The organism is uncultured Planktomarina sp., assembly GCA_943788425.1.
In the GTDB taxonomy this organism is placed as follows: Bacteria; Pseudomonadota; Alphaproteobacteria; order Rhodobacterales; family Rhodobacteraceae; genus Planktomarina.
Genome location: CALSQF010000001.1, coordinates 376,360 through 390,990 on the forward strand (window position 1 = coordinate 376,360; position 14,631 = coordinate 390,990).

At 56.4% G+C, this 14,631-nt stretch carries 12 protein-coding genes and 1 pseudogene; 1 reads left to right on the forward strand and 12 read right to left on the reverse strand.

The window, feature by feature from the left end; all coding sequences use genetic code 11:
• Window positions 1-18: 18 nt before the first annotated feature.
• The 10 genes and pseudogenes from ABLW18_RS01830 to mgtE form a co-directional block, all read right to left on the reverse strand.
• Window positions 19-942 carry a helix-turn-helix transcriptional regulator gene (locus ABLW18_RS01830; protein ID WP_347823178.1) on the reverse strand — a complete coding sequence of 308 codons (924 nt, stop codon included), beginning with the start codon at window positions 940-942 and terminating at the stop codon, window positions 19-21.
• Window positions 939-1,397 carry an acyl-CoA thioesterase gene (locus ABLW18_RS01835; protein WP_347823179.1) on the reverse strand — a complete coding sequence of 153 codons (459 nt, stop codon included), beginning with the start codon at window positions 1,395-1,397 and terminating at the stop codon, window positions 939-941. Before ABLW18_RS01835 ends, ABLW18_RS01830 begins: the two co-directional genes overlap by 4 nt.
• Window positions 1,381-2,571: a benzoyl-CoA 2,3-epoxidase subunit BoxA gene (gene boxA, locus ABLW18_RS01840; protein ID WP_347823180.1), complete on the reverse strand. Its 1,191-nt coding sequence runs from the start codon at window positions 2,569-2,571 to the stop codon at window positions 1,381-1,383. Before boxA ends, ABLW18_RS01835 begins: the two co-directional genes overlap by 17 nt.
• Window positions 2,572-2,604: 33 nt before the next feature.
• On the reverse strand, window positions 2,605-4,056 hold the full coding sequence (gene boxB, locus ABLW18_RS01845; RefSeq protein WP_347823181.1) for a benzoyl-CoA 2,3-epoxidase subunit BoxB: 1,452 nt from the start codon (window positions 4,054-4,056) through the stop codon (window positions 2,605-2,607).
• A 64-nt stretch (window positions 4,057-4,120) separates the two neighbouring features.
• Window positions 4,121-5,776 carry a 2,3-epoxybenzoyl-CoA dihydrolase gene (gene boxC, locus ABLW18_RS01850; protein ID WP_347823182.1) on the reverse strand — a complete coding sequence of 552 codons (1,656 nt, stop codon included), beginning with the start codon at window positions 5,774-5,776 and terminating at the stop codon, window positions 4,121-4,123.
• A 143-nt stretch (window positions 5,777-5,919) separates the two neighbouring features.
• Window positions 5,920-6,363, reverse strand: coding sequence for a DUF309 domain-containing protein (locus tag ABLW18_RS01855; protein ID WP_347823183.1), 444 nt, complete (start codon window positions 6,361-6,363; stop codon window positions 5,920-5,922).
• Entirely contained in the window at window positions 6,360-7,178 is an 819-nt protein-coding gene (locus tag ABLW18_RS01860) for an alpha/beta hydrolase (protein ID WP_347823184.1), read from the reverse strand. The genes ABLW18_RS01855 and ABLW18_RS01860 overlap by 4 nt, the downstream gene beginning before the upstream one ends.
• The gene (locus ABLW18_RS01865; protein ID WP_347823185.1) at window positions 7,175-8,710 is read right to left on the reverse strand and encodes a benzoate-CoA ligase family protein; all 1,536 of its coding nucleotides are present in this window, start codon (window positions 8,708-8,710) and stop codon (window positions 7,175-7,177) included. Before ABLW18_RS01865 ends, ABLW18_RS01860 begins: the two co-directional genes overlap by 4 nt.
• A 218-nt stretch (window positions 8,711-8,928) precedes the next feature.
• Window positions 8,929-9,469, reverse strand: a pseudogene (locus ABLW18_RS01870) (5-formyltetrahydrofolate cyclo-ligase).
• 17 nt (window positions 9,470-9,486) lie between these two features.
• Window positions 9,487-10,860: a magnesium transporter gene (gene mgtE / locus ABLW18_RS01875; protein ID WP_347823186.1), complete on the reverse strand. Its 1,374-nt coding sequence runs from the start codon at window positions 10,858-10,860 to the stop codon at window positions 9,487-9,489.
• 71 nt (window positions 10,861-10,931) lie between these two features.
• Between mgtE and guaD the strand changes: the two genes are divergently transcribed.
• Entirely contained in the window at window positions 10,932-12,218 is a 1,287-nt protein-coding gene (guaD, locus tag ABLW18_RS01880) for a guanine deaminase (RefSeq protein ID WP_347823187.1), read from the forward strand.
• A gap of 242 nt (window positions 12,219-12,460) precedes the next feature.
• Here the strand turns inward: guaD and ABLW18_RS01885 are convergent, their stop codons facing one another.
• Together ABLW18_RS01885 and ABLW18_RS01890 are read right to left on the reverse strand one after the other, a co-directional pair.
• Window positions 12,461-13,804 carry an 8-oxoguanine deaminase gene (locus ABLW18_RS01885; protein ID WP_347823188.1) on the reverse strand — a complete coding sequence of 448 codons (1,344 nt, stop codon included), beginning with the start codon at window positions 13,802-13,804 and terminating at the stop codon, window positions 12,461-12,463.
• A complete protein-coding gene (locus ABLW18_RS01890; RefSeq protein ID WP_347823189.1) occupies window positions 13,797-14,606 on the reverse strand; it encodes an inositol monophosphatase family protein in 810 nt (269 codons plus the stop codon). The genes ABLW18_RS01885 and ABLW18_RS01890 overlap by 8 nt, the downstream gene beginning before the upstream one ends.
• Window positions 14,607-14,631: the final 25 nt, after the last annotated feature.

Sequence of the window (14,631 nt, forward strand, 5' to 3'; positions counted from 1 at the left end):
GAACAAGCGGCGCGCATCTTACACCGCACGAGGATTTAGAATTTGGCAGCCCTCAATAAGCTGGGACAATTCGATCTGGCTTTGCTCCACCGACTTACCGCTGGTGTCCAAAACGTGATCAGACCGCGTATAGAGCGCCTCGCGCGACCTCAAAATTTGCCGCAATTGAATCATCGCCTGTGGATTGTCCTGCATGGGGCGTACATCGCCTTGCGCCCGCACGCGTTCCATATGCTCCGAAGCGGAAGCTTTGAGCCACACCGTATGAAAGCGCGACAGCACGTGATAAAAGCTGCCTTCCTCAGACACTATGCCGCCCGCAACGGCAACAATGGCGCGTTTGTGCCCCTCAATTATGCCGGTCAATGTATCGGCCTCAAGCTGGCGATAGCCTTCTTGCCCGTAAAGGGCGATAATCTCTCCAAGCGCCATGCCGGCATTCTTTTCAATCTCCCGGTTCAACTCAATAAACGGCGCCCCGAACACCTTAGCCACCCGTGCACCCAGGGTTGATTTACCCGCCCCCCGCAGGCCCACCAAACAGAGACGCTGCGCTTTTTGCAGCCGCATGCGCTCAGGATCCAGCACCTGTAAGACCCGCGCGCGCACAGAGGCATCTGCGCGCGCATAAAGCTGCGAGACATGCGGCAAGTCAAAATGAAACACAGCATCCGCCATCAAAAAATGCTCAATCGGCTGCTCCAGCGCCGCTGCCAGTTTGATCAAGAGGCCGATAGAGATATTGCCATCTCCCGCCTCAATCTTTGCCAAATACCGTGGTGACACTCCAGAGCGCTCTGACAGGCTGCGACGGCTGAACCCTTTCGATTTGCGCATCTGCCGCAGGCGCGTACCCAAACTGCGCAAAAGCGCTGCGCTTTGCTGATCGAGCTCCGCCGCAGCGCCTGCTGGAGCAAGACCCGCGCTGTGTTGAATCCTCATCGGGCCGGCTCCGGGATGGCGCTCAGAACAATTTTACGCAAATCTATTGGCGGGGTGCATTTCTTAAAGGCGTCTGAGGTGACGAATACCTGCACCGACCGACTAGAAAAACACCGCTGTCCCTCTTGTTCGCCATCGACGCAGAAGGTGATCGACGTCTCCCCCAAAGCCTCGGGCCATACATAGCAAAGCAACGGATGGCGGGGTGTGACCGGGCGGACAAAATCCATTTCCAGCCGCACGAAAGGCGTTCCTAAATTGCGCTCAACTTCAAGCTGGAACCAGCCATCACCGCCCAACTGGGCTTCCCACCAGCCATTAATTGCGTCCAGTGCAAACCATGGCAGGCGGCCCGTATAGACGATGCGCGCTGGATCACAATCACCCCATGTCACATTGATTTTATGACAAATTGCGCCAATGGGGCGCGGGTCCATCTCAGTAGGTTTCGACATGATAGCGTCCAGCTTCACGCAGGGTGTCGCGCAGATCAGGCCAGTTGCCTCCAAAGCCTTGGGCAATCTCCTCGAAGGCCGCCTCCACGCCCGCTTCCATTTCCTTCAAGCCACAAATGTAAACATGGGTCTGGCCATCTTGCAGCATCCCGGCTACCAGATCCCGCGCCTGTAGCATACGATCTTGCACATATTCCCGCGGTCCACCCGCAACGCGGCTATAGCTGAGGTGCTTTTGCAAAAGAGACTCGGGCAATTTGTTGAGCGGGCCGAAATAGGGCAGGCTTTCGGGCGTCCGCGCGCCAAAGAACATGACCATACCCCCATCTTTCGGGCCGACGCGGCGTTGCCGGGCCATTGTGAAAGCCCGCATCGGCGCCGAACCCGTGCCTGTGCAAATCATCAACAAGCGCGCCTCTTGATCTGCAGGCATCAAGAAGGTGGCGCCAAAAGGCCCGGTGACATTCACCCGGTCACCGGGCTGCAAATCACAGATGTAGTTGGAGCACACACCCTGTGCCTCGCGCTTCACGGTCAAAGACACATTGTGATACCCTGGCCGCTCGCCGTCCTGCGGGCTTGACACAGAATAGAGCCGGGGCAAATGCGCCTTGCCTTCGGAATCCTCGCCAGGGGCAAGAATGCCCAAAGATTGGCCCTCAAGCACCGGAAAGGGCCGGCCTTGGAAGTCTAGGATGATATGGCGGACATCGTGCTCTGGATCTTGGGTCAACGGATAATTGCCCTGCACCACCGCCTCAACGGGATGACTAAGATTGTAAAGATTCACGGTTGGTTTTGCGGCAGAGACGGGCGCCACCGCCCGACCACCCGCGCCTTTTTGCGCCTCGGCCAGAAGCGCGGCGATCGGGTCTTGCTCTCCCTCTTGTCCGTCCGCAGGATCCACTGGGGCGGCCAGCTTTTCCTGGTCAGGCAGCTCCTCCCACTCATATTGCGCCTCAAGCGTGTAGGGCGTTTCAACCACCCGCCATTCGTCAATGGAGCCTGTGGGGCAAACGGGAATGCAATCCATGCAAAAATTACACAGATCCGCATTGACCACCACATTGTTGTCATCATGTTCAATCGCCCCAAGCGGGCAGGTCATCTCGCAGGTGTAACAGCGGATGCAGATCTCTGGATCGATCAGATGTTGTTTGAGCGGCGTGTTCATATCGGTTCCTTCCGTGCCGGTCGCAACCAGGTCTCAGGCCATGTGCAACTTGACATATTCAAAGTCACCAGGCTTGTTGTCGATGCCCACCTTGGGCGCTGCGATCCAAGGTGCGAATTTGCCAGGCTCAAAACAAGGCACCATCAGTGATTGAATATAGGCGCCATCCTCCTTGGTCGGCAGCCATTCTCCCGCCTGCGCCTCCCACTCTGCTTGGGAAATCACATCACCTGCCGGGTTGGCTTTGATCGCAGCAAAGACGCCTATTTGACGGTGGAAGGCCTCATGCGGCAAAGCCAGTTCAAACTCAATTCCTGTCTTGGCAATGAGTTTGTTCCACCGACCAATTCCGCCAGAGGCATCGCGGATATAATCATCCCGCAAACGCATATTTATGGCGGTCAGCGCCGGAACCTCTTGGGCAACAATCTGGCCATCGACGATGCTACGCACGGTGTAGCTGTCATGTTTGAGCTGGTGGTCGTCTTGAATCCGCTGCTCCATATAGCGGCCTTTGATGCCGGAATTGAAGGCATTGGCCGCATTGGTCGAGACTTCTTGACCAAACAGATCCAGCGACAATGAATAATGCAGATTGAGCTTTTTTTGGATGGTCGGCAGATCAATCACGCCCAGATCCCGCACCTTACCGATGTCATAGGGATCTGTGATCCCGGCTTTATTCATCGCCTCGCAGGTGGCCTGCACCACACGGCCCACACCAGTCTCGCCAACGAACATGTGATGGGCTTCCTCGGTAAGCATAAAGCGGCACGTGCGGCTGAGTGGATCAAAACCTGATTGCGCCAGGCTTTCCAGCTGCATCTTGCCATCGCGGTCGGTGAAATAGGTGAACATGAAAAACGACAGCCAATCTGGTGTCTCCTCATTGAAGGCCCCCAGCATGCGCGGCGCTTCCTCCGAACCTGACGAACGGCGCAGCAAGTCATCCGCCTCTTCGCGCCCGTCTTTGCCAAAATATTTTTGCAACAGATAGACCATCGCCCAGAGGTGACGCCCCTCCTCCACATTCACCTGAAACAGGTTGCGCATGTCATAAAGTGATGGCGCCGTGAGGCCGAGAAATCGCTGTTGTTCCACAGATCCCGGCTCCGTATCGCCTTGGATCACGATCAAGCGCTTGAGCATATTGCGATACTCACCGGGCACCTCTTGCCAGGCAGGCTGCCCGGCATGCTCCCCCATCGGGATCACGCGATCTTCCACTTGCGGAGCCAAGAGTACACCCCAGCGGTATTCTGGCATTTTTACATAATCAAACTTGGCCCAACCCTTTGGATCCACGCTGACCGCTGTGCGCAGATACACCATGCTGTCTTGAAAATTCTGCGGGATTAGATCATTCCACCAATTGATATAACCCGGATGCCATTTTTCCAACGCTTTGAGAACCTTGCGATCCTCAGACAGGCCCACGTTGTTGGGTATCATCGTGTCATAGTTGACGTTTATTAGATCCAGCATTTCTATCTCCTGTTGATCAAACCCAGCAGTGGCGCATGGCCCTACGGTGAGCATTCATGGGCGTTTATACCCGTTCCATATCAAAATTTCCGCGCAAGCCCGTGCCATACCGTTGCAAAGCGCCCTCTTGGCCCACCGCATTTGGACGATTGAATATCCAATTTTGCCAAGCCGTCAGCCGACCAAAAATGCGTGTTTCCATGGTCTCTGGACCGGCAAATCGCAAATTGGCCTCCATCCCCGTCATAGCGTCAGGAGAAAAACTGGCGCGTTCTTCCATGAAAATGCGCAGCTCGTCCTCCCAATCAATGTCATCAAGGATCATTGTCACCAGGCCCAGGGCATCGGCCTGCACCGCGGCGAGCGGCACGTCGATCATGGCCTGTGCTTGCTCTACACGCTCAGGCTCGCCCAGAAACCGTGTTTGCAACCTGGTCAAATCATTGCCCATGGGGACCCCGCCGAAATTCGTGGCCGATAGGCATATTTCTGCCTCGGGCCGCGCATCATCTTCGAACTCCCCCTCCATCATATAGGTTCGATCCACGGCAAAGAGTATTTCCGACAAAAGCCCGACAAAACAAGAACCATTTTCCACAAAGGCCGCCAATGAGCGCGAGGTCACATCGATCCGCTTAAGCGTACGCTTCCAGTAATGACGCATTTCAACCGCCAGCCAGTGATCGCTCGCCGCAATCACCGCCTCATGGGCCAGAAACGCCGCGCCATCGCCTTGGGATTTAAACACCCAAAGCCCGAGATTCATCTCATTAAACCGCAGGTGCAAAATCGCATCCTCAAGCTCGCGGCAGAGCTTCAATATATAGGCTTGATCGCCCTGCGCTTGCAGCGCTGCCATATCGGTTGGCGCTGGGGCTGTTGGGCCTTTGAGTGTGATCTCCGCCCGGCGATGCGGGCGATCCAAAGTCACTTCAATATGCTCATAAACCATGCGGTCTTCGGTGATCTGCCGCTCAATCGCACCCAGTGAAATTCCCTGAGACGTTTTGGCTTTGTCAGACGCGAAGGCAAATTCTGAGGCGCGCTCCTGAACGGTTTGGTCAAATTTAGAATTAGCAATGACCTCATCAACCAAACGCCAATCTTTGGCGCGCTTACCCTTCACACCCTCTTCGATCGAGCAAAAAATATCCGCCAAATCTCGGCGCATTTTGCGCTTGTCGGTAATGCGGGTCAGACCACCCGTGCCTGGCAAAACTGCCAGCAATGGCACTTCGGGCAATCCGACGGCCGAACTGCTGTCGTCGGTCAGCATAATATAGTTGCACGCCAGTGCCAGCTCATAGCCCCCGCCAGCACAGGCCCCTTTGATGGCTGCAATATATTTTTGGCCACTATCGGCCTCAGCCGCCTCATAAGCGTTGCGTGTTTCATTGGTGAATTTGCAGAAATTGACTTTGTGGCTATGTGTCGCTCCACCCAGCATGCGAATATTTGCTCCGGCGCAAAAGACTTTCTCTTTGCCCGATTGCATCACCACAACCTTCACCTCAGGATGTTCAAACCGCATCCGCTGGACGATGTCGTTCAGCTCGATATCCACCCCGAGATCATAGGAATTCAATTTAAGCTCATAGCCTTCAAATAATCCGGCCGTCTCATCCACATCCATGATCAAATTGACAACATCCCCATGGTAGGTAACGCGCCAATGTCGGTATTGAGCCGGATCAGTCCGAAAATCGATGATTTGGGTCATGCGCGAAGCCCTTCTATGGTATGCAAGTAGGCTAAAGCAGAAATCGGGGCAGGTAAACGTTATCATGCATAATAGAACATAAAATTATATATTCAATTTCAATAATTTACAAATAATAAATTCTATTTTCTGTTATTTATGCACTATAATACATCTTCAACATTAGATTCTACAGTCTCCAAACATTCGACAATCTGAGAAATTTCTTGGCCCATGAGCCGCGTTGCAGTCAACATTGTCAACAAATCGCGCACCATCATGCACAGACGTCTCGCGGCCTTAGGCCTTTGCATCTTGAGCTTAAGCTGCGCATTGGCGAGCTGGATCAAGGCCTGAAGAAACCGGCGGTCATCACTCCCCTCCTCCAGCGCCATCCAGACAGGCTCAAACAGCTCATGAGCTTCCCAAAAATATCCGCGCCCTAAATAATGCAGTCCCGTACAAAAGGCCTCGCTTTGCGCCAATTGGGCTGGGCTCATGCCCTGGCGTGCCGTTGCGCATATGAGTGCGAACCGCCCCTCAACATGGCGTGGCGTCTGTCCCGGAACATAGGCATGCTCCGGCAAGTCTCGATCCGCTCGAGTCAAGATCCAGCACCTGGCCGGACCACGTCAGGCTCCAAATCCGCACAAAACCGCGTTAGCTCTGTCAAAACCCGATCTGGCCGCTCATAGCAGGGATCATGCTCGCAATCGGGCAGAACAACCCGTCGGGCTGGCGCGGGGCAGCGGCGTTCAATTTCATCGATTTGTGCCAATGTGCCATATTGGTCCTCTTGCCCTTGAATGGCCAAAACCGGCACGCGTATCTCATCAAGCACGTCTGAAACATTCCAATCTTTAAACTCTGGATGCAGCCAAACGTCATTCCAGCCGCGAAAACAATTGTCGGGATCACGGTGATATTTCGCCAAACGAGACCGCAAGTCTCCGCATTCAAAGGCCTGTTTCGCCCGCGCAATTTCCGTCAGACCAATCTCTTCAGTAAAAAAATGCGGCGCGATGGTCACAAGGCCGCGCAGCCGCGGATCGTGCACTGTCCCCGCGTAAATCGCAGCAATCGTGGCCCCGTCACTGTGGCCGATCAAAAGGCCGCGTTCAAATCCTATGGCGTGCAGAACTTCAGGCAATACCACGCGCGCCTCATGGGTCATATAATCCAATGGGCGCGGCAAAGCAGCCGGCTCAGAGCCACCATAGCCCGCCCGAGAATAGGTGCAGACCCCCCAGCCCGTCGTAGCATTGAGACGCTTGGGAAAATCACGCCAAAGATCGCGTGACCCCAACCCCTCATGCAGCAACACCAAGGTTGGAGCCTGACCAGGCGCTGGCCCGAAGCAGCTATATTCCAGACAATTGCCCCCCGCCTCGAAAAGTCCCGCATCGGCCCATCGGTCACTCACGAGCGGCCGCGCAGTTTGAAGCGTTGGATTTTACCCGTTGCGGTTTTCGGCAAGTCATCAATGATCTCGATCCAACGCGGATACTTCCACTTCCCGATTTTTTCTTTAATAAACGCGCGTATGCCCTCCAGCTCCTGCGCTCCATACCCAGGTTTAAGCACGACAAAGGCCTTGGGTTTTTCCAACTCATCCTCATCTCGATGGGCCACCACAGCGGCCTCCAACACCGCTGGAAACGCAACAAGCGCCTGTTCAATCTCAAATGGGCTGACCCAGATACCTGATACCTTAAACATATCATCTGTGCGCCCACAATAAATGTAGCGGCCCGCCGCGCTACGTTCGTATTTGTCACCCGTGCGGGTCCATTCCCCTTCGAAAGTTCGTCGGGTTTTGTCGCGTTGGTTCCAATAATCGGCCGCAGCAGATCCACCACGGACCAAAAGCTCCCCGACCACGCCAGCGCCGACTTCGGCGCCATCCTCATCCACAAGCCGAACGTCATAGCCCGGAACCGCCGTGCCCGATGTTCCATACTGCACATCTCCGGGCCGGTTGGCGAGGAAAATATGCAACATTTCCGTTGACCCGACCCCATCAATAATATCGAGGCCCATAAGGTCACGCCACTTGCGGCCAATCTCTTCTGGCAATGCCTCTCCAGCTGAGGTGCAGCAGCGCAGCGGCACTTGAGGCGGCGCCCCGTCGGTCTCCCATTTGTGCAGCAGCGCGGCAAAGAGCGTCGGCACACCGCAGTAAACCGTCGGTTGATAGGTCGCTAAAATATGGCTGACGGTGTCCGGCGTCGGCCGGCCATTAAACAAGACACTGGTAGCCCCAACCGACATGGGAAAAGACATGCCATTGCCCAGCCCATAGGCAAAAAACAACTTGGCAGCCGAAAATACCTTGTCGTTCTCCTGAATATCTAAAACCTGCTTGGCGAATGTTTCGCAAGTCTGGCGCAATGCGGAATGCACGTGCCGGACGCCCTTCGGTGCCCCGGTTGAACCCGATGAATAAAGCCAAAATGCGATTTCATCACCAGAACACTCCAGCGTTTCTGCGGGTGTGGTTCCGGCCACAAAGACCTCCCAAGCCAGGGTTCCTTCTGGCGCTTCTGGGCCGATCACAACAATCTGGCGCAGATACGGCGATGCTTGCAACGCAGGCCACACCATGTCCCAGAGCTCTTGCGAAACAAAGGCAATCTCAGCACGGCTGTCGCGCAGAATGGCGGTGTAGACTTCACTGGACAACAATGTGTTGAGGGCAACCGGCACAACACCAGCCTTGAGCGCTCCCCAAAAAATCAGTGGAAACTCGATTTGATCGAGCACGAACATCGCCGCGCGTGCTTCTCGGCAAATGCCAGAGCGCGTCAACGCATCGGCCACCTGCCCCGCGCCCTCGGCCAGCGCCCCATAGGTCAGCTGCCGCCCGCCCTCCCAAGCTTCCTCAAATGCGGTTTTCGCGCCGCGCCCCTCTACGATGTGCCGATCCACAAACCAATGCGCCGCGTTGCCCGTCATGATCAGATCTCCTCCCAAAGAACGTTGAACCAGAGGTGCTGCAAATGCTGTCCAGCCCGATATGCCGCCGGGCTTGGGTCAGCTCTTGCCAAGACCCTCAGTTTTTTAGAGCATATGAAATTTGAAGCCGCCCGCAACCCAGTAGGCCACCCACGCCAAAAAACCGCATTTTTCCCTAAAGACGTCTGCAAAACCCAGCCGCCGAGCCAAGCCTTGGATTAGCTGGAAAATTGCACGATCCGGTCTTCCGTCACAATCATATCAAGCGGTTGATCCGTGGGCTCTAAGGGCAGCGCCTCCGCCTGTTGCGCGTTGAACGCAAAGCCAATGGCCAATACCGGCCCACGGGCCCGCAGCCCCTCCAGCGTGCGGTCATAAAACCCGCCGCCATAGCCCAGACGCCCGCCCTGCGCATCCCAAGCCACAAGCGGCACGATCACAATTTCTGGCACCATCCATGTGCGTTCAACCGGAATCAGCGCCTTAAACGCCCCCTCCACCATTTGCATGCCGGGTGTATAGAGGGCAAAACGCAAAGGCGCCCCAGCCGCTTCAATCACCGGCAGGCCGACCGGTCCATGAGCTGAGGCCCTCTGCCAAAGCCGGGGACGGGTCAATCTCCGTACCGATGGGCATGAAGCCTGCCACGGGCGCGCCGCGATAACCGGCCAAAACATCCGACAATACACCAGCGCTTGCCCCGCTTTGCGCCGCATGGGCCTGTTTGCGCCGGGCAAAAGCCGCGCGCCGTGCCTCCATCTTTTGCGCCTCTGAACTCACAACAACATCCAGGCAGCAAGCCCCAGAAAGGCGAAAAAGCCGACCACATCGGTCACAGTGGTCACAAAGGCACCCGAAGCCAAAGCCGGGTCGATGCCAATTTTCTCGAGCACCACCGGGATCACCGTGCCGGCCAGCCCTGCCACGACCATATTGAGCACCATGGCCAGCGCCAAGACCCAACCAATGATCGAAGAACCAAACCAGAAATATCCGACGAAACCCAAAACCAGCGCAAAGATCATGCCATTGAGAAGCCCCACCAGGACTTCCCGGCGGATAACCCGCCAGACATTGGAGGTCGTCAAATCCTTGGTCGCAATGGCCCGCACGGCCACGGTGAGCGACTGCGTTCCGGCATTGCCACCCATCGATGCGACAATCGGCATCAAAACCGCCAGCGCCACAAATTGCGCAATCGTGGCTTCGAACATAGAAATGACCAAAGAGGCAATAATCGCCGTTGCCAAGTTCACTGCCAACCAGGGCAAACGACCCCGTGTGGTGTCCAATACACTGTCCGACAGCGAGCCCTCCCCGACCCCCGCCAGACGCATCATATCCTCTTCATATTCCTCATCGAGCACGATCATCGCGTCATCAATGGTGATCACGCCGACAAGTCGATCATCGGCGTCCACAACCGGGGCAGAGATGAGATGATATTGATTAAAGGCATAGGCCACATCTTTTTCCGGCTGATCGACCGGAATGGTGCGAAAACTGTCTTCGGCAATCTCAAGCATCGGCGTGGCGCGCTTGGTGCCCAAAAGCTTGCCAAGTGTGACATAGCCCGTGGGACGCAGACGCGGGTCGATGAGGATCATATGGTAAAACTGTTCGGGTAAATCTTCTTGCCGGCGCAGGTAATCAATCGCTTGGCCCACGTTCCAATGCTCTGGCGCCATGACAACTTCGCGTTGCATCAAACGGCCGGCCGATTCCTCTGGAAAAGACAGGGATTGCTCGACAACAACCCGTTCCGCATCATCCAATGCGCCGAGGATGGCCTCTTGTTGCGGCTCGTCGAGATCTTCGAGCAGATCCACCACATCGTCGGAGTCCAAATCGCGCACCGCAACGGCCAACTCGGCCGCGTCCAGCCCATCGATGATATCTTCGCGGATGCTATCGTCTAGCTCCGACAAAACATCGCCATCAATGCCGTCTTTCCACAGGCGCAAGATCCCCGCACGAATGGAGTCGCTCACCTGCTCTAAAAGATCAGCAATATCAGCCGGATGCAAAGGGTCGAGCAGCGTGTGGAGCCGCTGCGCGTCTTCATGTTCCACCGCCCCACGCACATCAGAGACCCTTTGGGCATCCAAAACATCGCTTGGCTCGACGGAGGTTTCATAAAGACCTGTCATACCTGCCTTTACGAAGTCTCATTTCATATGACAAGATATAGCCAGATAAAAGAATTTTTGGACTGCTTTTAATGACCGACACACTTCTCCTCGGACAAACCCTTTGTTTCAGCGGTGATCCCTTCCAGGCGCCCTGGCAGGAGGTCACCACGCACAGGCGAGATGGTGCTGTATTGCTGCGGGGTGGACAAATTGCTGAGGTGGGCGCGCGTGCGGCGCTCTGCCAAGCCCATCCTGGGGCCAAAATTGTCGATTATGGCGCGGATTTAATTGTTCCGGGCTTTGTCGATGCGCATGTGCACTATCCGCAAACCGCCATCATCGCCAGCTGGGGCAAGCGATTGATTGACTGGTTGAACAGCTATACATTTCCCGAGGAAATGCGTCTGGCAGATCCCGATTACGCCGCCAAGATTGCTGGTCGCTATCTCGACATTGCCCTCAGTCATGGCACGACGACCATGGCCAGCTATTGCACCTCCGCCCCTGTGTCTGTCACCGCCTATTTTGAGGCAGCCCAGGCGCGCGGAATGCGAGTGGTGGGCGGCAAGACCTGTATGGATCGCAATGCGCCAGACGGCCTGATCGACACGGCGCAATCGGCTTATGATGACAGCAAAGATTTGATCGATACATGGCATGGGCGCGACCGCTTGAGCTATGCCATCACCCCCCGGTTTTCACCGACATCAACCCCCGAGCAGCTCGCCGCCTTAGGCGGGCTGTGGCAAGAACGTCCAGACTGCTTGATGCAAACTCACCTGTCCGAGCAAACTGAAGAAATCGCCTGGGTGCACAGCCTGTTTCCAGAGGCACGCGACTATCTCGAGACCTATGCGCAATTCGACCTGCTGGGCCCGCGCGGCCTTTACGGTCATGCCATCCATCTTGAGCCGCGCGAGATCGACCAATTGGCCGAAGTCGGCGCCTCTGTGGTGCATTGCCCAACCTCCAACACCTTTATCGGATCGGGTCTTTTTGACCTTATGGGCCTGGCCCAGGCAGGGGTGAACATGGGACTGGCCACCGATATCGGAGGTGGATCCAATTTCTCCGTGCTGCGCACCATGGCGGCGGCCTATGAGGTGGCGCAATTGCGCGGTCAAGCGCTGCATCCAGCGCAGCTTATGTGGCTGGCCTCTGAAGGGTCGGCGAAAGCGCTGCACCTGTCTGGCACCATCGGTCATCTGGGCGCAGGTGCCGAAGCAGACCTTTGTATTCTCAACCTGAGCTCAACGACTGCAATCGCCCAGCGCTATGAGCATGCCAATGATTTTTGGGAGAGCCTGTTTCCCACGATCATGATGGGCGATGACCGGGCCATTCGGCAAGTCTGGGTCGCGGGCGTTCCAGTCTAGGAAAACCTCTGCGTAACCCAACCGCCAAGCCAAAACACTTTGCCCGGTGGCAACACCGGGTTGCGCCTGCCTGCCCCCCGGCAGGCGCATTCACCATCTCAATATACTTGTATATATGGTTATTGCTCAAATTTTGCAGTAATTTCACCACCAGACATATGCGCCCGCCCAGGCCGGCGCTGCCCTCATTTCGTGTTGAAATCTCGTCATGCAGAGGTCTTTAACAGAGAACGCAGGCAGGCCTAGGCGCGCTCCTGCAGCGCACGCATCTGTAGATTTTGCCGGCGGGCCAAGGCGCGTTGATCCAGCGTGGTGATGCGCCCCTCTGCGACCACCTGCTGGCCGTTGACAAAAACGTCGCGTGCCAAAGTTGGCCCAGCCAAAAGGATTGCTGCGGGGTCCCAATTTCCGGCAGCATTTACATCACCCATATCCCAAATCACCGCATCAGCACATTTTCCGGGCGCCAATGCGCCGCAATCCTCGCGGCCCAAAACCTGAGCCCCACCCAAAGTGGCGATCTCAAGCGCCTCGCCCGGTGACATTGCACCGGCGCCATAGGCCAGCCGTTGCAGCAACAGCGTCTGGCGCGCTTCGGCCATCAGGTTGCCTGCATCATTCGAAGCCGATCCGTCGACCCCAAGCCCGACCGGCACGCGCGCATCTCGCATCGCCCGTACCGGCGCAATGCCCGAGGCCAAACGGCAGTTGGAACAGGGGCAATGAGCAACCCCGGTTTGCGTCCGCGCAAACAGCGCGATTTCCTTCGCATCGAGCTTGACGCAATGCGCATGCCAAACATCCGGCCCGGTCCAGCCCAACTCTTCGGCATATTGCCCGGGGCGCATCCCAAATTTTTCCAAACTATAGGCAATGTCTTCGTCATTTTCCGCCAAATGGGTGTGCATCATCACCCCTTTGTCACGGGCCAAGAGCGCGGCATCGCGCATCAATTCGCGGCTGACAGAAAAAGGCGAGCAGGGCGCCACCCCAACCCGGCACATAGAGCCGGGGCGCGGATCGTGAAAGCCATCGATGACACGGATCATGTCCTCGAGAATATCGGCCTCCCGCTCGACCAAACCATCTGGCGGCAGGCCTCCGGCGCTTTCACCTATGCTCATAGCCCCCCGTGTGGGGTGAAACCGCATGCCGATCTCTTGCGCGGCGTGAATCGTATTTTCCAGTCGCGTTCCATTAGGATAGAGATACAGGTGATCTGACGTAGTTGTGCAACCCGACAAAAGAAGTTCCGCCATCCCTACTTGAGCGGAGACAAAAAAGTCATCCGGGCGCATGGCCGCCCAAATTGGATAGAGCGCTTGTAGCCAGCCAAAAAGTGCGGCGTCTTGCCCAGCGGGCACCGCGCGGGTCATGGTTTGATACAGATGGTGATGGGTATTGACCAATCCGGGCGTGACCAAACAGCCCGCTGCATTCACCACAGTGCAGCCCGTCGTCGGTAGATCACGCCCCACCGCCACAATGCGCCCATCGCGCATCAACACATCCCCCGACGGGACAGCCCGCCGCATCTCATCCATCGTCAGCACCAAGCCGGCGTTTTGAATAAGCGTATCAGCCAAGCGGCACCTCGCGCAAAATGTCCAAAGCAGCCGCATGCAGCTCCGGCGTCGCCGCGCACAGACATCTGCCTCCGTTCATCGGATTGCCGCCACGCCAATCACTGACCACCCCACCTGCCGCTTGCACAAGCGCCATAGGGGCTTGGATATCATAGGCGTTCAAGCCGGCCTCAATCACCAAATCGATCTGCCCCGCAGCCAAAAGCGCATAGGCGTAGCAATCCATGCCGTAGCGGGTCAACTGACACTGCTCAGCCAGGGTGTGGAAGGCCTCAGCCTCAAGGGGGCTGCCGACCTCTGGAAAGGTGGTGAAGATCTTCGCTTGAGACAAATGCCGCGTCTTGCGCGTGGCCAGCGAGGTTCTGATCCCATGGCGCTCCATAAAGGCCATCCCAAGCCCACCGACAAATCGCTCGCCTATGTAGGGCTGATCAATCATGCCAAAAATCGGCTCGTGGCCATCATTCAAGGCAATCAAAGTGCCCCAGGTGGGCGTGCCACTGACATAACCGCGGGTGCCATCAATCGGGTCAAGCACCCAAGACAGACCAGATGTGCCAAATGTGTCCTGCGACTCTTCGCCAATCACGGAATCCTCGGGCCGCTGCTCTTTTAAGATTGAACGCATGGCAAGCTCCGCCGCTTTGTCGGCCTCGGTGACCGGATCAAACCCTTCCGCCCACTTATTTTGCGTCACCAATGCCGGGGCGCGAAACCACTTGAGTGTGTGTTCGGCCGCCCCATCAGCCAACTGCGAGGCAAGAGATAATATAGCTTCCGGGCTGGGCGTCTGATCGGTCATACGGCCTTCTTTCATAAGTCGGCCT

Coding starts and splice junctions, on each gene's coding strand:
- ABLW18_RS01830 (WP_347823178.1), bottom strand. CDS start 942: ATGAGGATTCAACACAGCGCGGGTCTTGCTCCAGCAGGCGCTGCGGCG.
- ABLW18_RS01835 (WP_347823179.1), bottom strand. CDS start 1,397: ATGTCGAAACCTACTGAGATGGACCCGCGCCCCATTGGCGCAATTTGT.
- boxA (WP_347823180.1), bottom strand. CDS start 2,571: ATGAACACGCCGCTCAAACAACATCTGATCGATCCAGAGATCTGCATC.
- boxB (WP_347823181.1), bottom strand. CDS start 4,056: ATGCTGGATCTAATAAACGTCAACTATGACACGATGATACCCAACAAC.
- boxC (WP_347823182.1), bottom strand. CDS start 5,776: ATGACCCAAATCATCGATTTTCGGACTGATCCGGCTCAATACCGACAT.
- ABLW18_RS01865 (WP_347823185.1), bottom strand. CDS start 8,710: ATGACGGGCAACGCGGCGCATTGGTTTGTGGATCGGCACATCGTAGAG.
- mgtE (WP_347823186.1), bottom strand. CDS start 10,860: ATGACAGGTCTTTATGAAACCTCCGTCGAGCCAAGCGATGTTTTGGAT.
- guaD (WP_347823187.1), top strand. CDS start 10,932: ATGACCGACACACTTCTCCTCGGACAAACCCTTTGTTTCAGCGGTGAT.
- ABLW18_RS01890 (WP_347823189.1), bottom strand. CDS start 14,606: ATGACCGATCAGACGCCCAGCCCGGAAGCTATATTATCTCTTGCCTCG.